The 16,660-nt window shown below is 69.4% G+C and carries 18 protein-coding genes; 8 read left to right on the forward strand and 10 right to left on the reverse strand.

Annotated features, from left to right (window positions below; translation table 11 throughout):
• Positions 1-231: 231 nt before the first annotated feature.
• Positions 232-705, reverse strand: coding sequence for a nuclear transport factor 2 family protein (locus tag IE107_RS04835; RefSeq protein ID WP_189541408.1), 474 nt, complete (start codon positions 703-705; stop codon positions 232-234).
• Positions 706-1,022: 317 nt separating this feature from the next.
• Between IE107_RS04835 and IE107_RS04840 the strand changes: the two genes are divergently transcribed.
• On the forward strand, positions 1,023-1,943 hold the full coding sequence (locus IE107_RS04840; RefSeq protein ID WP_189541409.1) for a hypothetical protein: 921 nt from the start codon (positions 1,023-1,025) through the stop codon (positions 1,941-1,943).
• Here IE107_RS04840 and IE107_RS04845 read toward each other — a convergent pair.
• Both IE107_RS04845 and IE107_RS04850 read right to left on the reverse strand, forming a co-directional pair.
• Positions 1,900-2,244 carry a hypothetical protein gene (locus IE107_RS04845; RefSeq protein ID WP_189541411.1) on the reverse strand — a complete coding sequence of 115 codons (345 nt, stop codon included), beginning with the start codon at positions 2,242-2,244 and terminating at the stop codon, positions 1,900-1,902. The two genes, IE107_RS04840 and IE107_RS04845, sit on opposite strands and share 44 nt — an antisense overlap.
• Positions 2,241-2,645, reverse strand: a complete 405-nt coding sequence (locus IE107_RS04850) for an ATP-binding protein (RefSeq protein WP_189541413.1) — start codon at positions 2,643-2,645, stop codon at positions 2,241-2,243. Before IE107_RS04850 ends, IE107_RS04845 begins: the two co-directional genes overlap by 4 nt.
• 214 nt (positions 2,646-2,859) lie before the next feature.
• Here IE107_RS04850 and IE107_RS04855 point away from each other — a divergent pair, with 214 nt between their 5' ends.
• Together IE107_RS04855 and IE107_RS04860 are read left to right on the forward strand one after the other, a co-directional pair.
• Positions 2,860-3,735, forward strand: a complete 876-nt coding sequence (locus tag IE107_RS04855) for a helix-turn-helix domain-containing protein (protein WP_189541415.1) — start codon at positions 2,860-2,862, stop codon at positions 3,733-3,735.
• Positions 3,735-3,941 (forward strand): DUF397 domain-containing protein, encoded by a 207-nt coding sequence (locus IE107_RS04860; protein ID WP_189541418.1) that lies wholly within the window; start codon positions 3,735-3,737, stop codon positions 3,939-3,941. The genes IE107_RS04855 and IE107_RS04860 overlap by 1 nt, the downstream gene beginning before the upstream one ends.
• A 33-nt stretch (positions 3,942-3,974) precedes the next feature.
• On the opposite strand, the gene IE107_RS04865 is transcribed toward IE107_RS04860, so the two are convergent.
• On the reverse strand, positions 3,975-4,628 hold the full coding sequence (locus IE107_RS04865) for an ATP-dependent endonuclease (protein ID WP_189542075.1): 654 nt from the start codon (positions 4,626-4,628) through the stop codon (positions 3,975-3,977).
• 303 nt (positions 4,629-4,931) lie between these two features.
• Here IE107_RS04865 and IE107_RS04870 point away from each other — a divergent pair, with 303 nt between their 5' ends.
• Entirely contained in the window at positions 4,932-7,034 is a 2,103-nt protein-coding gene (locus tag IE107_RS04870) for a LamG-like jellyroll fold domain-containing protein (RefSeq protein ID WP_189542076.1), read from the forward strand.
• 164 nt (positions 7,035-7,198) lie between these two features.
• On the opposite strand, the gene IE107_RS04875 is transcribed toward IE107_RS04870, so the two are convergent.
• Together IE107_RS04875 and IE107_RS04880 are read right to left on the reverse strand one after the other, a co-directional pair.
• Positions 7,199-8,038, reverse strand: a complete 840-nt coding sequence (locus IE107_RS04875) for an MOSC domain-containing protein (protein WP_189541420.1) — start codon at positions 8,036-8,038, stop codon at positions 7,199-7,201.
• The gene (locus IE107_RS04880; RefSeq protein WP_229866702.1) at positions 8,035-8,685 is read right to left on the reverse strand and encodes a CatB-related O-acetyltransferase; all 651 of its coding nucleotides are present in this window, start codon (positions 8,683-8,685) and stop codon (positions 8,035-8,037) included. Before IE107_RS04880 ends, IE107_RS04875 begins: the two co-directional genes overlap by 4 nt.
• 75 nt (positions 8,686-8,760) lie before the next feature.
• Between IE107_RS04880 and IE107_RS04885 the strand changes: the two genes are divergently transcribed.
• The 4 genes from IE107_RS04885 to IE107_RS04900 all read left to right on the forward strand — a co-directional run bounded on the left by IE107_RS04885 (position 8,761) and on the right by IE107_RS04900 (position 12,338).
• On the forward strand, positions 8,761-9,429 hold the full coding sequence (locus tag IE107_RS04885) for an O-methyltransferase (RefSeq protein WP_189541423.1): 669 nt from the start codon (positions 8,761-8,763) through the stop codon (positions 9,427-9,429).
• Between the two features lie 88 nt (positions 9,430-9,517).
• Entirely contained in the window at positions 9,518-10,348 is an 831-nt protein-coding gene (locus IE107_RS04890; protein WP_506004909.1) for a LolA-like protein, read from the forward strand.
• Between the two features lie 208 nt (positions 10,349-10,556).
• Positions 10,557-11,348: a hypothetical protein gene (locus tag IE107_RS04895; RefSeq protein ID WP_189541427.1), complete on the forward strand. Its 792-nt coding sequence runs from the start codon at positions 10,557-10,559 to the stop codon at positions 11,346-11,348.
• A gap of 117 nt (positions 11,349-11,465) precedes the next feature.
• Positions 11,466-12,338 (forward strand): alpha/beta fold hydrolase, encoded by an 873-nt coding sequence (locus tag IE107_RS04900; protein WP_229866704.1) that lies wholly within the window; start codon positions 11,466-11,468, stop codon positions 12,336-12,338.
• A gap of 122 nt (positions 12,339-12,460) precedes the next feature.
• Here the strand turns inward: IE107_RS04900 and IE107_RS04905 are convergent, their stop codons facing one another.
• The 4 genes from IE107_RS04905 to IE107_RS04920 all read right to left on the reverse strand — a co-directional run bounded on the left by IE107_RS04905 (position 12,461) and on the right by IE107_RS04920 (position 16,551).
• Positions 12,461-13,102 (reverse strand): superoxide dismutase, encoded by a 642-nt coding sequence (locus IE107_RS04905; RefSeq protein ID WP_189541428.1) that lies wholly within the window; start codon positions 13,100-13,102, stop codon positions 12,461-12,463.
• Between the two features lie 98 nt (positions 13,103-13,200).
• Positions 13,201-14,091: a serine/threonine-protein kinase gene (locus IE107_RS04910; protein ID WP_189541430.1), complete on the reverse strand. Its 891-nt coding sequence runs from the start codon at positions 14,089-14,091 to the stop codon at positions 13,201-13,203.
• On the reverse strand, positions 14,088-15,947 hold the full coding sequence (locus IE107_RS04915) for an ABC transporter ATP-binding protein (RefSeq protein ID WP_189541433.1): 1,860 nt from the start codon (positions 15,945-15,947) through the stop codon (positions 14,088-14,090). The genes IE107_RS04910 and IE107_RS04915 overlap by 4 nt, the downstream gene beginning before the upstream one ends.
• Before the next feature lie 166 nt (positions 15,948-16,113).
• A complete protein-coding gene (locus IE107_RS04920) occupies positions 16,114-16,551 on the reverse strand; it encodes a hypothetical protein (protein ID WP_189541435.1) in 438 nt (145 codons plus the stop codon).
• Positions 16,552-16,660 lie beyond the last annotated feature (109 nt).

Genomic DNA, 16,660 nt, shown 5'->3' on the forward strand with positions numbered 1-16,660 from the left:
ATCAAAGACCTGGACCGGGCCGCCGAGATCCAACAGGTTCACCTCGGGCAGCACCAGCACGACCACCCGTCCCGTACGCCCGCTCGTCACGTCACTCACACGGACACAGTAGGCAAGCTCCACCGGCACCCACGAGGGCAACCAGCGCCGCAGACCGGACGGATCAGGCACTGCGAGGTCCGGGACCCTTGATCAATTCTCGGTGACGCAGGAACCGACCGAGTGGGGTGCCTACCGAGTCCTGATCAATCTGTGGGATTCGCTCTCGGGGCGGGGCGGTGAGCCGGCCAGCTGTGAGGCGTCCTCGTACCGGACCTCGTAGACCCGCTCGGTGAACTTCCAGCCGTCGCAGGTGCGCTGGTAACGGTCGTGGTAAATGGCGTAGTTCATCCCTCCGCGGCCGTCGCGGCCACGCCCCACCTCCGAGATGTACGCGCGGCCGGACGCGGTGTCGCCGTCGAGCCGGATCACGCCCGGGTGCGTGTTCTGCACAAGAAATTCCACAACGTCCGGCACCCGCCTGCCCCAGGCACGGATCGCCTCCCGCCCTTCGAGTTCGACGGGGATGTTGGGCATCCGCAAGGCGCCGTCCGGTGTGAACAGCGAAGCGATGCGGTCGTAGTCGCGCATCATCACCCCGTCGGTGAACTCACCGCGCAGCGCCTCGATCTCGACGCGATCCGCGACAGCCTGAAAGTCACTCATCGTTCTCTTCCTCATCGCCTTGGAACCGGTGCACGAACGACACCCGCTGGATGGCGCGTTCGTCTCAGCGTTACGACGGCACGGCTCTCCGGAATGTGACACGGCCCGCCCGGAGCGCACCGCGAGGAGGATCCGCCCGGCAGGAACGAGGGCCGAGGCGGAACGGGCGACGACTGCGCGGATGCGGGCGTCCTGCCCGGTCGCGGACGGGGTTGACGGGGCTAGGCTGCGCAACGGTGTCGGAGACGGGCGCCGAAGGGCGGTCGGCGGAAAGCTGAACCGACCCCGGAATCAGTGGGAAACGACGGAGGACCGGGATGGGGGCCATGGCAGATCCGGGCAAGGGGAGCGACGAGCGGCGACGGAAGGCCGATCCGGCCGAGCTGGGGTCTGTCCTCGCGCGCTACCGGGAACGCCCGACGATGGGCAAACTCGGTCTGACCGTCGTCCCGGTGGTCGCCTTCCTGGCGTTCGGCGGCATACCCGACTCCATGCCGGGCACCGGGCACCTCATATTCGACGTCATCTGCCTCCTGCTGTTCGTCTGGGGTGTGTACGAGCTGACCCACTCCCTCGCCTCCTGGCTGATCCTGCACGAGGACGGCATCGTCTACCGGGGCCGCCGCAAGGTGCGGTGGGCGCACCGCTGGGAGGATTTCAAGGACGTCGTCCTCTCTCACGAGGTCACTTACCTGGGCGGGTCCTCGCGGCCCATCTCGGACAAGATCGTCGCGCGCCTGTGGACGGCCACCGGCCAGGGCGCCCGCCAACTGTCCGGCAACTACTTCCTGACCGACGTCGGCGCGGGCCTGCTGCGCACGTTCCTGCGCTCCCCGGGGAACCTGACACCGATGTTCGCAGGCATCATCGACCGCGTCGTCGAGGCACGCGTGCGGCACGACCTGCGCGAACTGGCCACCGAGGGCGGCAAGGTGCAGTACGGCCACATCGAGCTCGGCGGTACGTACCTGTACGTCAAGGGCGCCGCCGACGAGATCCCGTGGGACGAGGTCACCCGACTGACTGTGGACGACCATTACGTCGGCATCACCGTTCCCCACCTGCGGCGCCGCATGGAGGGCCTCAAGCTCAAGGCGGACGGCCGCCGGGAGAACTACCGGGTCGGCGGGGACAACACCCTGTACATCGAGGACAAGGATCTGAGCAACTGCCGCAAGGCGATCATCTGGTCCGTCATGTCCGACATCGCGGGGTCCATCGACGCGCAGCCGCAGTGACCGCGGCCACGGGCAGGACCCGCACGGGGCGCGCGGACCAGTCGACGACACGTCCGCCCGCGCGAACGGTGTAGGCGTACGGCTCACCGGCCCTGAGCCGTATGACCGCTTCCCACTGACCGTGGTCGAGCCACCGGAAGGTGCGGTCGCGGTCCTCCGCGTCGAACGCGGAGAGCAGGGTCCGTACGGAGACCCGCATCCAGATCAGCGCCTGCGTGGGGGTGGTGGCGTGCTCGGCCCGTGCGAGCAGCCCATCGGCGGTGACCTCGCACCGCCAGGCGGTCTGGACAGGCCGCCTCACGTCAACTCCGCTTGACTGATGGCCAGATGGATCCAGACGGTCTTGCCGGGGTCGCGCGGCCGTACGCCCCACTTCGCCGCGATCGCGTCCACGATGACCAGGCCCCGGCCGGAGAGGTCGTCGAGCGTGGGCGTACGGAGTTCGGGCATCCGCCACTGGTAGGAGTCGGACACCTCCAGGACGAGCGTGCCGTTGCGACGGCGTAAGCCGAGTTCGAAGTAGTCGCCGGTCCCCTTGGCGTGGTTGACCACATTGGTGCTCAACTCGCTTGCGATGAGGGTGGTTTCGTCGATGAGACCGCCGAGCCTCCACTCGGTCAGGATGCTCTCGACGTGGCGTCGGGCGGCGGGGACGGAGTCCCTGTGGGCCCGGAATCTCTTGATGTGCGTGCGCCCGGACATGGGTGCCCCAAGGTCGGTGGGTGGGCAGACGAAATCACGGTCACGGAGTGCGCCCGAGGGGACACTGTTCGTGACGCATCTCACGCTAGAGCGAAACTCTACTGTTGTGCAATCGAACTCCATCGAGAATTTGCATATTGCTCACGGTCTCAAGCGCCTGGCGCGTAGCCTCCGTTGACGTGCAGACTGGTCACACGGAGTAAGAGGAGGGGACATGCCCGCAGGCGGACGCCCTACTGTGCGCAGCAGGCGGCTCGGCGCGGCGCTCAGGAGGTATCGCGAGGCGGTGAAGCTCGACCAGCACCATGCTGCCGAGCACATCGTGGGATCGAAGGCCAAGATCAGTCGTATCGAGGCCGGTCAGGTCTCGGCGCGGCCCGGCGATGTCCGACTGCTCCTTGAGCTGTACGGGGTGGAGGACGCCGCCGTGTACCAGCAGTTGGAGCAGCTGGCGCGGGCTTCCAACAAGCGTGGATGGTGGCTCGACTACGAGTGGGCCGCCAAGCCGGAGTATGCGGACTTCATCACGCTCGAATCCGACGCGACGTACATCCGTACTTGGCAGCCGTTGTTCCTGCCGGGACTTCTGCAGACGGACGACTACCTGAGGGTTCTGCTCGGCGCCGGCCTGAAGGTCCATACGCCCGAGGCGGTTGACGAGATGGTTGCCATTCGGCAGAAGCGCAGGAAGGTGATCGAGGAGCATGGTGCCCGGTTCGCGGCAGTCATTTGGGAGCCGGCGCTCACGGCCCCGATGCCTTCCGCGAAAGCGCATCGCGACCAGCTCCTGCACATCCTGAATGTGGCACAACGGCAGAACGTCAGTGTTCAAGTGCTCCCTGCCGCGGAGTGGGAGGCTGCGCACATGGCGTCGCACTTCGTCATGTTCAACTTCGGTCCCGAACCTGCCCCGGAGGCGGTCGCCTTCGACAGCACGACGAGCACCGTCATCATCGAGGACCTTGAGGAGATGGCCACGCATGCGCAGATCTTCGAAGCCCTCAGATCGGCGGCGCTGACGCCCGCACAAACGCTCACCTTCCTGCGTGAGCACATCGCAACAATCCCTGAGAGCGAGAAAGAGCAGTAATGAGGAACCCTCAGATCGTCACCGAGTTCAAGAAGTCCAGCGCCTCGCAGGGAGGGCAGCAGGACTGCGTCGAGGTCGCCCACACCGCCGACGGCGGCCGGGCTGTCCGGGACAGCAAGAACCGGGACGGCGGGCTCCAGTTCTACGCCCCCGAGGAGTGGGCCGCGTTCCTCGACGGGGTGAAGGGCGGGGCCTTCGGAGGCTGAGCGCCCCGGGGAGAGCCGGACGGGCGGGCTGCGCTAGACCTGCGTGAGCAGCCGCTCCAGCGGCCGGGGCACGCGCGCGAGGTCCAGGTGTGCGATCAGCGCCTGCGCGTACAGCGCCTTGCGCCCGCTGTGCGTGCCCATGAACCGTCGCAGCTGGTGCTCCACGGGGCGTTCCCGCTGCGCCGGCTGGCCCTGGAACGTACGGAAGGGGCGCATCTCGCCCTGGGCCTCGATCACCTGCTGTACGCCCTCGGCGCCGAGGGCGCGGATCAGCTCGTCCTCCAGGTCGGCCACGCACACCTGGAACCCGAGGGTCTCCAGTCCGGCACGGGTGAGGCCGGAGCCGAGCCCGACCCGCTCCAGATGGCGCCGGAAGTGCCGCTCCTCGCCGATGTCGCAGAGCCCCGCCAGCGGGAGGCCGAGCCCCGGCGGGCCGCACACGTCGAGGAAGCGCCCGATGCTCATCGCGCCTCCGAGCGGCACCACCGCGACGCCCTCCGCGCCGAGGTCGCGGCCGTGGCGCGTGGCCAGCGCTTCGATCGCGACCCGGTCGCTGCTCCCCTCGACGAGCACGACCGTACGCACACCACCGGCCAGCTCCCGCGCCTGCGCGGCTGCCGCGTCCGACTCCGCTCCGCCGGCCGCCCATGTGACCGCCGCTCGGTTGAATCGCCCCAACTCGTCCACGAGACCTCGCTTCCCGGCACCATCCTGCACGGCCGTGATCCCGCACGCACTCACGTTTTCCCGGCCCGCGTCGTCCGGTCGGCCGCGGAGCGTCTCGTCGAACTGCCGTCGGCCGCACGGTGGGTGTGGTGGCGGACAGGTTCGAAGCTGCTGCCTGCCGCCAGTGCCTGAGCGAAGAAATAACCTCCCCGGCGTTGTCGGTGACCTCTGTTAGCTTCATGCGGCTCGTGCGTTTCACGAGTTCAAACGTTCACAGGGGAGGGCCAGTTGATCAGATCCAGGAGAACGGGCAGACGCAGACGGATGGTGGTGGCCGGCTGCGCGGCGGCGTTGCTGGCCACGGCTGTCGGTCCGGCGCACGCGATGGACAACCTGCCGCCGAAGCAGCCGCTGGTCCAGGACCTCCAATCGGAGGGCAAGGCCTGCGCGACCGGCGACGACACGCCATATGTCCCGGAGCCGCCCAGGCTCAGTGCCATGCTGTACGACCCGGAGGAGGACAACCAGCCCTCCGAATCGAGCCCGGTCAAGGGAGAGTTCGAAGTCTGGTGGACGGACTCGGCAGGGGTGGAGCAGCGCCGTACCTACACCACCATCACGTTGTCGTCGGGGTCGCGCTACTACTGGACGGTGCCGGACGACATCCCGGCGAACACGGTCGTCTCCTGGCACGTTCGCGCGAACGACGGCGAGGCGGCCTCCGCCTGGAGCGATGAGGGCGACGGCTCGGTCTGCTCGTTCGTGTACGACGACGTGAACCCTGAGAAGGCAACGCTCAGCTCCCCCGATTACCCCAAGCCCGAGGACGTGTTCTGGGTGGACGGGGTCGGTGTCTACGGACACTTCACCATGGACTCGCCGTCCGACGACGTTGTGTCGTACAAATACGGCTTCCTGGGTGGCCCCTACGGGACTGTCTCCGCCGAGCAGCCCGGCGCGGCTGTGACCATTCCGTACCTGCCGCTCACTTCAGGGCCCAAGTCGCTGACGGTCCGTGCGATCGACCGGTCGGGCCGGAGCAGCGGGGAGTCGCGGTACGACTTCAACGTGAAGTCCGGGCGTGCCCCTGTCGCCCGCTGGAAGCTGGACGACCCGGCGGGCTCCCGGCCGGCGTCGGCCGAGACGGGCACCGCCGCCCGTGCCGGTACCGGCGTGACTTTCGGCGGCCCGGCGCCCTCGGGCACCGGAACCACCGCCGCGGTCAGCCTCGACGGCAGCGGCCACGGCTTCCTCACCACGGACGCCCCGGCCACCGACATCCGCAAGACCTTCGCTGTCAGCGGCTGGGCGCGGCCTGCCGAAACCGGCCGGAACATGACTGTCGCCAGCCAGGACGCGGACGGGCGACCCGGCTTCACCCTTGGGTTGCGCAACCAGGAAACCGGCCCTGCCTGGTCGTTCGCGATCGGGGACGCGACGGTGTCCGGTGGCGCGCCGGAGGCCGGCGAGTGGGCTCATCTGCTGGGGCTGTACGACGCGGAGACAGGCCGCGCCCAGCTGTACATCAATGGCCATGAGGTCGGCACTGCGGCAGAGGCGACTCCCGCCGAGGCGGCCGGCGCGTTCCAGATCGGCCGCGCCCGTGGTGCTGCCGGCTACCGTGACCGGTGGCACGGTGATGTCGGTGACGTGCGGGTCCACGACCGGGTCGTGGTACCGGATGAGGTAGCCGAACTGGCACTGCGCAAGCCGAAGCCGCTCGGCCGCTGGTCCGTGGAGAACGCGGCGGACGGCACGAGCCCCGAGCAGGCGGGCGGCGCACCGCTGCGGCTCGGCACGGGAGCTTCGATCTACCGGGGCTCCGACGGTTCCTGTCTCCCGGAAGTGGACCCCGACTGCCCCTACGTGCCGCAGGCACTCGTCGGCGACGGGCATCTCCGCCTGGACGGTGAGACCGGGTACGCCGCTGTCGACGGGCCCGTCGTGGACACCAGGGACAGTTTCACCCTCGGCGTCGTGGTACGCCTCGCGGACTCCGAGCCGGCCCACCCGATGACCGTGCTCTCGCAGGCCGGCGAGCACACCGACGTGTTCAAGGTGCGCTACGAGCCGTCCACGTACACCTGGCAACTGGTGATGCCGGAGAAGGACGAGGCCGGAGCCCCCGAGAAGGTGGTGGCCCAGATCAAGAGCATGGCAGGCGGCCAGGTGCGTCGTCTCGCCGTGATCTACGACGACGGGACCGACACGGTCACGCTCTATCTCGACAGCTCCATCAAGGCGACCGCGAGTCTCCCGCACGGTCGGCACAGCACCGGTGGTCTCCAGATCGGCCGGGCCAAAGCCGGTGACGGCTGGGGCGAGTACCTCCACGGCGATGTGGACGAGGTGCAGGCCTACTCCGGTGCACTGCGGGACAAGTACGTGCCCTTCCTGGGCAAGGGGACGGATTTCTGCCCGTGCTGATCCGTCCGTACTGAGACAAGAGGTCCGACCTCCCGGCGGCCGGCAGAACCGAGGATTCTGCGGGCCGTCGGGCTCCGGTCAGCCGCCGGGTATCACCACCAGAACCCGACGAAGCACTACTGGCAGCAGCCCGGCCATCGCCGGGGCGGTGAAGGCCGGGGCCGTCACGCGCCGAGCCACTCCGCGACCCCGACCACGTCCCCGACGCGCACCGTGCCCTCGCTGACCACCGCGTTCTTCGCGCCGAAGCTGACCTTGTTCCCGTACTCCGGCTCGCGCCGGTACGTCGACAGCGTGCGGATCGGTTCCGGGCCCGCGCGGCGGCCGGTGGTCTGGTCGACCATGGGGACGGCGCAGCGCATCGCCCGTACGGAGTGGGCGAGTTCGACGGACCCGATGGTCATCCGGCGCACCCGGTCCTCGAAATGGGGTTCGTCGTTGCCGGTCAGGACGATGTTGGGGCGGAAGCGGTTCATCGGGACAGGATTCGCGTCGCCCCGGGCGGTGATGCGGGCGTTGAGGTCGTCCAGGGAGGCCGTCGAGGCGACCAGCACCGCGTGCGCGTCCGCGAAGTTGACCTTGCCGGGGGTCTCGCCCCAGCCGTCCCGGTCGAAGCCCGGAACCACGCGTACCAGGCGGGACTTCACGCCGAGCGCGTCGGAGAACCACTCCGCGACCGCGTCCCCCTGGTCGACGGCCGCGCCGAGCGGGCGGTCGAACATGCTGACGTCGATGCGCGGGCCGTGTGGGTCGATGTCGAGGTGGAGCGGTTCGACGTCGGCGGTGGTCAGGGCCAACGCCGCGCCCGCGTCCCGGACTTCGACTCCGATCGCGGCCATCGCGGGGTGGGTGCGCTGACTGCGGAAGGCGCCGTCCGTGGCGTCCACCACCATGAACGTACGGTCGTGTTCGAGGCCGGTGCCGAAGACCTGCGCGGAGTCGACCGTGGTCCCGGCGCAGCCCTTGACCGGGTAGTAGGCCAGTTCGCGGACGGTGATCGTCATGGTGTCCCCTCCGGGGCGGCCGCTTCGAGGGCGTCGACGCTGCCGGACATGATGGTGCGGATGTGACGGGTGAGGTGCTCGGTGGGCCAGTCCCACCAGGCGGCGGCGAGGAGCCGGACGATGGTCTCCTCGTCGTACCGGGTGCGGATCAGCCGGGCCGGGTTGCCGCCGACGATGCCGTAGTCGGGTACGTCGGAGGTGACGACGGAGCCGGCGCCGATGATCGCGCCGTGCCCGATCCGTACGCCCGGCATCACCATGGAGTTGTAGCCGAACCAGACGTCGTTGCCCACGACCGTGTCGCCCCGGCCGGGCAGCCCGGTCAGCAGGTCGAAATGGTCGGCCCAGGAACCGCCCATGGAGGGGAAGGGGAAGGTGGACGGGCCGTCCATCCGGTGGTTGGCGCCGTTCATGATGAACCGCACTCCGGTCCCGAGCGCGCAGAACTTCCCGATGACCAGCTTCTCCGGGCCGTAGTGGTACAGCACGTTGCGGGTCTCGAACGCGGTCGCGTCGTCCGGGTCGTCGTAGTAGGAGAACTCCCCGACCTCGATCAAATCGGACTTCACCAGGGGCTTCAGGAGCACGACGCGGGGCTGGCCGGGCATCGGGTGCAGGACGGTGGGATCGGCGGGCACTGGGCTCATGGCGCTCATCATCGCATCCACCTCGCATGATGTAAGTTCCTTTTGGGAACTTGCAGATCGAGACGGAGGGGCGCCGTGACGCTCGCACAATGGACCGCGGTCGACGACTACTTCGACGGCCTGCTGGTGGGCCCGGACGAAGCCCTGGACGCGGCCGTGGAGGCCAGTGAAGCGGCAGGGCTCCCGGCGATCCAGGTCGCCGCCAACCAGGGCAAGCTGCTGAATCTGCTGGCCAGGCTCCAGGGGGCGCGCACCGTGCTGGAGATCGGCACCCTGGGCGGCTACAGCACCATCTGGCTGGCCCGCGCGCTGCCGGAGGGCGGCAGGGTCGTGACGCTGGAGGCCGATCCGGCGTACGCGGAGGTCGCGCGGGCCAACATCGAGCGGGCCGGGCTCGCGGACGTCGTCGAGATCCGGGTCGGCCGCGCCCTCGACACATTGCCGGAACTGGCGGCGGAGGGGCACGGCCCGTTCGACGTCGTGTTCATCGACGCCGACAAGCCCAGCAACCCCGACTACCTGGCCTGGTCCCTGAAGCTGACCCGGCCCGGCAGCCTGATCGTCGCCGACAACGTCGTACGCGACGGAGAGGTGGTGGACGGCGGGAGCGGCGACCCGAAGGTGCAGGGCGTGCGCCGGTTCACCGAACTCGTCGCCGCCGAGCCGACGTTGACCGCGACCGCGTTGCAGACCGTCGGGAGCAAGGGGTACGACGGGCTGATGATGGCGCTGGTCACCGGGTAGGCCCCGGAGTCGCCCGCGTTGATACGATCGCGCGTTCGACGCGCGTCGGTGGTGCCTCGGCACCCGGCCATCACCTTGTGGAGAGACCATGCAGCGCCCTCTAGTCCCGTTTGTTGTCGCCGCGGTGCTGTTGTGCGCTGGATGCTCCGGGCGATCGGGATCGGGATCGGCGCGAGAGGCGGAGAAGACCGCGAAAGCCTCCCCGTCCCGCTCGGCGGCGGACCACGGGGCAGCGGTACGGGCCGCGGTGGCCGCGACGGAGAGGAGCAGCGCCCGGATCGACGAGCAGATCGAGATAGGGGACGGCGCCACCGAGTACGTCGTCTCGGTCAAGGGCGACTTCGACTGGGCGGGCGCCAAGGGGCGCCTCGCGGTTGCCCTCCGGAACGCGGCGGTTCCTGGGAAGACGTCGCCCCGCATGGACGAGATCTTCGACGGCGACACCGTCTACATGGGCGGCTTCGCCGAGATGGAAGGCTCCTGGGGATCGATTCGCCGGGACAAGGCCGAGGCTCATTACGTGCTGCGGGCACCGGTGAACGACCCCGAACACGTGTTGCGCCAGGTGGCGCAGATGCGCCGGATCTCGAAGGTCGGCGAGGAGACGGTGAACGGCACGCCCGCGGTCCACTACCGCGGGGTTCTCCCCGATGAGACGGTCACGCTGCGGATGGCGAAGGAGATGCGGGCCAAGATCGACTCCGCGCGGGAACAGGTCGGTGGGATCACCGTGTACGCGGATGCCTGGATCGACCGGAACGGGCGGATCGTGCGTACCCGGCTCGACTGGCCCATGGGGGCGGCGGGCGCCAAGGCGACGATGAACCTGACGGACCACGGGAAACCGGTGCGGGCGAAGGCCCCGGACCCCGGCAAGGTCGTCCCCATGCCGGACCTCGGCGGCCCGCTGCCCGGCTGACCTGCCCCTTGGCGCGCACCATGGCAGAAGGGCCCTCGCCTGTATCGCTCCCCCCAGTGGTCGTCGCAACACCCCAGTTCAAGGGCGCGATGGACCTCAAGGTCCGGTAGAACCGGGGAGAGCCTCAGGGCCGCAAAGCCCTGGTCCGTGGCTGACACCTGCATGGGATGCTTGCGGCGATCACGGCAAGCAGCCAAAGGGGTGGGGAGTGTCCAGGGTGGGGATCGGGAGAAGAACATCGGCGGCGCTGTTCGCCGTCGCGATGATGGGCGGGATGGCCGGATGCGACGGGAGCGGCGGCGAGGCCGGGGAAAAGGGGCCGTCCGCCCCGGCCCCCGTGAGCGATGCCCGGAGGATGAGTGAATCGCTCACCCTGCTCAAGGGCTACCGCTCCCTCGGGCTGAAGGGCGAATTCAGGGGCGCAGTGCCGACAGCGGTCGACCTGCACGCCGATCGGCACGGAAACTGCATCGGTACGTACGTGGAGTTGGGCACGACCAACGAGGTGGTCGTCATCGGTGACCGCGGCTGGGTGCGCTACGACGACAAAAAGCTGGAGAACATGCGCTCCTTTGCGAAGACCTACGTGCCGGACAAGCTCGCCGCCGTCGAGGAAGCGGTCGAGAAAGCCCGTGGAAAGTATGTCGAGTACCCGGCCCGCGAGGTGTTGCAGTACCCGGGCCTGATCCTGTGCGATCCCGACCGGGCGTTCGCGAAGGTGCCCAGATCAGTGAGCAACGCGGGGGAGAAGGGCAATCCGCGCACCAAGGGCGGTGAGCGAACCGTACAGCTCACGCATGGTTCCGGCGGCGATGAAGTGTCGGTGCACGTACCGGAGAGGGGAGGGTCCGTGCCCCGGGGTATCGACTTCACTCTCGGTGACGCACCGGTGCTGCTCGAACTCGGCGACTACGACGAGCCGGTGCGGGTGAAGCCGCCCAGCCGTGCGGACACCGTGAGTGCCGAAGAGGTGAAGGGCCTGGACGCGATCGTCGAGTGACCGAGGGACGACCACGGCGCTCCGGATGTGCTTGCCCGGCCTGGATCCTGGACGGCGTTCGGCTGCCGACGGGAAATACCTTGGACGCGGGCAATGGATCCGGCCATGATCGGGTGCATGGATTTGCATGTGAGCGACCCGGTTCGTCTCGGTACCGAACAGCTCCCGGGAGGGCGGTTGCTGGGCTGGGCCGAGTGGGGGCCGGGGGACGGGGTGCCGGTGCTGTTCTCGCCGGGTGCGGCCACCAGCAGGCACCTCGGGTTCGGTGTCGATGTGCTGGACGGGCTCGGGGTGCGGCTGATCTCCGTGGACCGTCCCGGTCTGGGGGTCTCCTCGCCCGCGCCGGGGCGTACGTTCGGTGACTTCGTCGACGACGTCCGCGCGTTCGCCGGTCTGCGCGGCCTGGGGCGGCCCCTGATGGTCGGCAATTCGCAGGGGGCGCCCTTCGCGCTGGCATGCGCCGCCGCCGGAGCGATCGGGGCGCTCGCGGTGGTCTCCGGTGCGGACGAGGTCGCGGAGCCGGGCTTCGCCGATGTGCTTCCGGAGGAGTTGCGGCGCCTGGTCGGCCTGGCCGTGGCCGATCCGGACGCCGCCGAGCAGGTCTTCGCCGGGTTCACCCCGCAGGGGATGTGGGACATGGTGATGTCCGGCAGCCCGGAGTGCGACCTCGCCGTGTACCAGCAGCCCGCGTTCGCCGCCGCCTACCGGCAGGCCCTCGACGAGGCCTTCGCTCAAGGGGCGGCCGGGTACGCCCGGGACACCGTCCTGGCCATGGGGCACTGGGGGATCGGGCTGTCGGACATCGTCGTACCCGTCGACCTCTGGTACGGGGAGAAGGACACCGGCCACTCGCCCGACCAGGGGGCCCGGCTGGCCTCGCGCATCCCGGGTGCGGTCCGGCACCTGGTGCCGGAGGAGGGCGGGGCGGTGCTCTGGACCCATGCCGAGCAGGTGCTGAGCACGCTGCTGGTGCGCGTCGCGGCCCCCTGAGTCCTCGGACATGACAGAAGGGCCCTCGCCTGTCACGTCCAGGCGAGGGCCCTCCCTTCATCCGCCTGCCCGGTGAAGGTTGAGAAGACGATCACGAGGCAGGGCGTATGTGCGCCTCCCGGTCAGGGGGCGAGCAGCAGCACGTCGGCGCGCTCCTTGGCGGCCGCGTAACGCTTCGCCACGTCCTGCCAGTTGACGACGGCCCACATCGCGTCGATGAAGTCGACCTTCTGGTTCTTGTACTGGAGGTAGAAGGCGTGCTCCCAGGCGTCGAAGACCAGGATCGGGACGGAGCCCTGGCCCACGTTGCCCTGGTGGTCGTAGACCTGCTCGACGATCAGCTTGCCGCTGACCGGCTCGTACGCCAGGACGCCCCAGCCGGAGCCCTGCGTGGTGGCCGCGGCCTTCGTCAGCTGGGCCTTGAAACCGGCGAAGGAGCCGAAAGAATCGGCGATCGCGTCCGCCAGGTCGCCGACACCGTCCGCCGCGAGCGGCTCGCCGCCGCCGTCACCGGTCATGTTGTGCCAGTAGATCGAGTGGAGGATGTGGCCGGAGAGGTGGAACGCGAGGCTCTTCTGGAGCCCGTTGATCGCTCCCCACGCTTCCTTGTCGCGTGCCTCCGCCAGCTGCTCCAGGGTGTCGTTCGCACCCTTCACATAGGCGGCGTGGTGCTTGTCGTGGTGGAGCTCGATGATCTGCGGATTGATGACCGGTTCGAGCGCCGCGTAGTCGTACGGGAGTTCCGGAAGCGTGTACGTGGCCATGTGGTCGAACCCTCCAGCTGCTTTCCTGTTGTTATTGCAATCAATGTGCAAAAGCAGGCTAACAGCAGGAAGGTGTCTGTAGTGATCAGCCCTTCGACCTAGGACGTGTCTTCGGGGCGGCGGCGTGCCTGCCGGGGCAGGGCCCCGTCGAGGGCCTCGGCGAGTTCGGGGACCGTGGGCCTGGCGGTCGGGTCGGGTCTTAGGCAGGCGTCCACGGCCGCGGCCAGACCGTGGGGGAGGCGTCGGCGCGACCCGATCGGCGGAGCGGTCTCCTCCAGCTGCGGGTACCGGTCCATCGTGTCGGCGGTGCCGTCCGTGCCGTCCATGGGCTCGTCGCCGGCGAACGGTGCGTCGCCGGTGGCGACTTCGTAGAGTGTGACGCCGATGCCCCACACATCGGCCGCGGCCGACAGCGGACCGCCCCGCGCCTGTTCGGGAGCCTGGTAGCAGAAGGTGCCGCCGCCCGCGGGGGCGATGCCGGGCGGCCGGGCCACACTCAGGTCGAGCACCTTGGCGTGCCGACAGTCGACCACCACATTGGACGGCTTGAGGTCCAGGTGCAGCAGGCCGCGACCGTGGAGGTAGTGGGCCGCGGAACACAACTGCACGCCGAGCAGGGCCACGTCCTGGGCGGACACCCGGCGGGGCAGCCGGCCGACGAGGTGCGACAGCGTCTCGCCGGTCAGCGTCTCCAGCACGACGACCGGCTCGGGCACGTCGAAGGTCTCGTACGCGCGGACCAGATGCGGATGGGTGAAGGCCAGCAGCCAGTGGCCCTCCCGCCGCAACCGCTCGCGCAGCCGCCGCTCGTCCCGGCGGTCGGGGCGCAGCACCTTCACCACGCACCGGCAGTCCCGCTCCTGGCTCCACGCGTCGTACAGGTCGAGCCATCCCGTCCGGGCCAGGTGCGCCAGGACCTCGTACCCCGGCGCGGGACTCGTTCCGGGGGCGAGCGGCGGAACCGCTCGTGGGGTGGGGCCGTGGGTCATGACAGGACCTCCCGCAGGTCAAGGGCTGTCCGCTCCCGGCCGGTCTTCGCGTTCAGGCGGTGCAGCCGGGCGTAGGTGCCGCCCCGCAGCAGCAGCTCCTCGTGCGTGCCGCGCTCGACGACCCGGCCGTGGTCCAGGACCACCGTGGACGTGGCGTCGCGGACGGTGAGCAGATTGTGCGAGATGACGACGGTGGTGCGCCCGGCCATCAGCCGGCGCAGCGGTGCCATGACCCGGCGGCCCGACCCGGCGTCCAGCCCGGTGGTCGGCTCGTCCAGGAGCAGCACGGGCGCGTCCCTGATCATCGCGCGGGCGATCGCGAGGCGCTGGGCCTGCCCGCCGGACAGCGTCCGGCCGCGCTGGCCCACCACGGTGTCGTAGCCCTCGGGGAGCAGCCGGATGAAGTCGTCGGCGTCGGCGGCGCGGGCCGCCGCGACGATGTCCGCCTCCGACGCGTCCGGGCGGCCGTAGGCGATGTTCTCCCGCACGGTGCCGTGCAGGACGAGCGTCTCCTGGAGCACCACCGCGACGTTCTCCCGCAACTCGGCCAGGAGCAGCTCCCTGAGGTCGGTGCCGTCGAGCAGGATCGCGCCCCGGTCCGGGTCGTAGAAGCGCAGTTGCAGCTTTCCGACCGTGGACTTGCCGGCGCCGCTCGCGCCGACCAGTGCCAGCGTCGTACCGGGTGCCACATGGAACGACACGTCCGACAGCGCCCACCGGGACGTACCCGGATAGCGGAAGGAGACGCCGCGGAACTCCACGTCGCCCCGGGCACGCCCGGTCCGCCGGGCCGTGGCGGCCTCGACGACCTGGGGGCGCTGGTCGAGCAACTCGATGATCCGCTCGGCGGAGGCGGAAGCCGCGTAGAACGTGGTGGTGAGACGGGACAGATCACGGATCGGGCCGTAGAGGTTGCCCAGCAGCGCGAGGAAGACCAGCAGCCCGCCCAGCGTGAGCTGCCCCTGCGCCAGCTTCCAGGTGCCCAGGCCCATGACGGTCAGCGCACCGGCCAGCTCGATGGCTTCGACGACTGGTCCGTACACGGCACGGACGCGTGCCGAGGCCATCGCCGCATGGAACTTGCCCACGCTCTCGCGCTCGAACCGGCGCTCCTCCGTCTCCTGCCGGTTGTACGCCTGCACCAGCGCGACATTGCCGAGCGACTCCTCGGCGATCGCGCTGATCGAGCCGCTGCGCCGCCGCCGCTCCCGCGACGCGGCCTTGACCAGCCGGGAGAAGCGCCGGGCCGCGTACCAGAAGAGCGGCACGATGACGAGCGCGAGGAGCGTCAGGTCCCATTGCAGGTAGAACAGCAGACCGAGGAAGACGCCCAGCCGGATGACGAAGTACAGGCCGTCCGCCACCCCCGAGAGGAGGAACGTCTCGACCGCGTCGACATCGCCCGTGATGCGCGACAGCAGGTCCCCCAGCCGGCGCCGCTCGAAGAAGCCGAGCGAGAGGCCCTGGACGTGCCGGAACACATCCGACCGGAGGGCCAGCAGGAAGCGCTCGCTCACCCAGGTGGACAGCACGTCGTCGGCGTACCCCAGGACGCCGGAGCAGACGATGAGCCCCGTGTACGCCGGCGCGATCCAGGCGAAGGGGCGCAGATCGCGCGGGACGAGGACATCGTCCACCACGATCTTGAAGAGCCAGATCTCGGCCGCGTCGACGACGGGGCCGATCATGCTGAGGGCGAGCACCGGAACGAGCCGGTGCCGGCCGCCGCGCGTATAGGGCCAGAAACGCCGGAACACCTCGCGCGGGGCGACCGCGGGCGCGGCGGCGACGACCGCGTCGGGATCGTCCGCCACCGACAGCAGCCGCCGTACGAGATGCCGCGAGACACGCCCCATCGACGTGTTCCTCATGAACCGCCGACCGAGCGGACCAGGAGCAGCGGCCCGCCCGGCCGTGCTGGGTGGTGGTCACCAGTGGTGACCGTGGTGGGTGTTGCGGCGGCTACGGCGACGGTCCCGTTCGGAGTGGTCGTCGTGCCCCGATGTCATGTCCCTCTTTCCGTCACGGTGTTCGGCGGGGATCAGATGCTTGAAGATCGCCATGGGCTTCCCTCCTGAGAGGCTTCTGGACGGAATACGTGTCAGGGCGCTTGTTGGATTGCCGTTCCCGGGAAATTCCCGTTCCTTCATCGGTGCCGTCCGCCCTCAGCCACGCCAGGAAGGCGAGCACGAAGACGACTTCCGCGATCAGGCACAGGACGCCGTACGGCGGTTCCCAGCTCGTTTCGCGGTAGTCCGGCAGACCGACGGTCCGCGACAGCAGAAATCCGGCGATCATGCCGATGCTGGTGACAGCCCCGATCAGCCAGGCGCCGAACGGCCGTTGATGCAGGAGGAGACCTGCGGCGACGGCGAGCAGCACCACGCTGCCGATCAGGAACAGGACGCCGATGTACGGCATCTCCGTCAGGTGCGAGGGGACCAGCATCAGATGGAGCACCGCGCTCGCCAGGGCGCAGACCGCTCCGGTCCCGCGCAATGCCATGTGTGTCGTGCGAGACGTCATCACGAATCCAAGGTTCCGAGGCGGTCCGGGCCGCCGTGTTCGG

It is taken from the genome of Streptomyces gelaticus (assembly GCF_014649535.1).
Taxonomy (GTDB): Bacteria; Actinomycetota; Actinomycetes; order Streptomycetales; family Streptomycetaceae; genus Streptomyces; species Streptomyces gelaticus.

Bases quoted from the DNA above. Each gene is read 5' to 3' on its own strand.
- IE107_RS04880 (WP_229866702.1), bottom strand. From the start codon at position 8,685: ATGAGCCCAGTGCCCGCCGATCCCACCGTCCTGCACCCGATGCCCGGC.
- IE107_RS04860 (WP_189541418.1), top strand. From the start codon at position 3,735: ATGAGGAACCCTCAGATCGTCACCGAGTTCAAGAAGTCCAGCGCCTCG.
- IE107_RS04835 (WP_189541408.1), bottom strand. From the start codon at position 705: ATGAGTGACTTTCAGGCTGTCGCGGATCGCGTCGAGATCGAGGCGCTG.
- IE107_RS04840 (WP_189541409.1), top strand. From the start codon at position 1,023: ATGGGGGCCATGGCAGATCCGGGCAAGGGGAGCGACGAGCGGCGACGG.
- IE107_RS04875 (WP_189541420.1), bottom strand. From the start codon at position 8,038: ATGACGATCACCGTCCGCGAACTGGCCTACTACCCGGTCAAGGGCTGC.
- IE107_RS04870 (WP_189542076.1), top strand. From the start codon at position 4,932: ATGGTGGTGGCCGGCTGCGCGGCGGCGTTGCTGGCCACGGCTGTCGGT.
- IE107_RS04850 (WP_189541413.1), bottom strand. From the start codon at position 2,645: ATGTCCGGGCGCACGCACATCAAGAGATTCCGGGCCCACAGGGACTCC.
- IE107_RS04910 (WP_189541430.1), bottom strand. From the start codon at position 14,091: ATGACCCACGGCCCCACCCCACGAGCGGTTCCGCCGCTCGCCCCCGGA.
- IE107_RS04900 (WP_229866704.1), top strand. From the start codon at position 11,466: ATGGATTTGCATGTGAGCGACCCGGTTCGTCTCGGTACCGAACAGCTC.
- IE107_RS04855 (WP_189541415.1), top strand. From the start codon at position 2,860: ATGCCCGCAGGCGGACGCCCTACTGTGCGCAGCAGGCGGCTCGGCGCG.
- IE107_RS04890 (WP_506004909.1), top strand. From the start codon at position 9,518: ATGCAGCGCCCTCTAGTCCCGTTTGTTGTCGCCGCGGTGCTGTTGTGC.
- IE107_RS04915 (WP_189541433.1), bottom strand. From the start codon at position 15,947: ATGGGGCGTGTCTCGCGGCATCTCGTACGGCGGCTGCTGTCGGTGGCG.
- IE107_RS04905 (WP_189541428.1), bottom strand. From the start codon at position 13,102: ATGGCCACGTACACGCTTCCGGAACTCCCGTACGACTACGCGGCGCTC.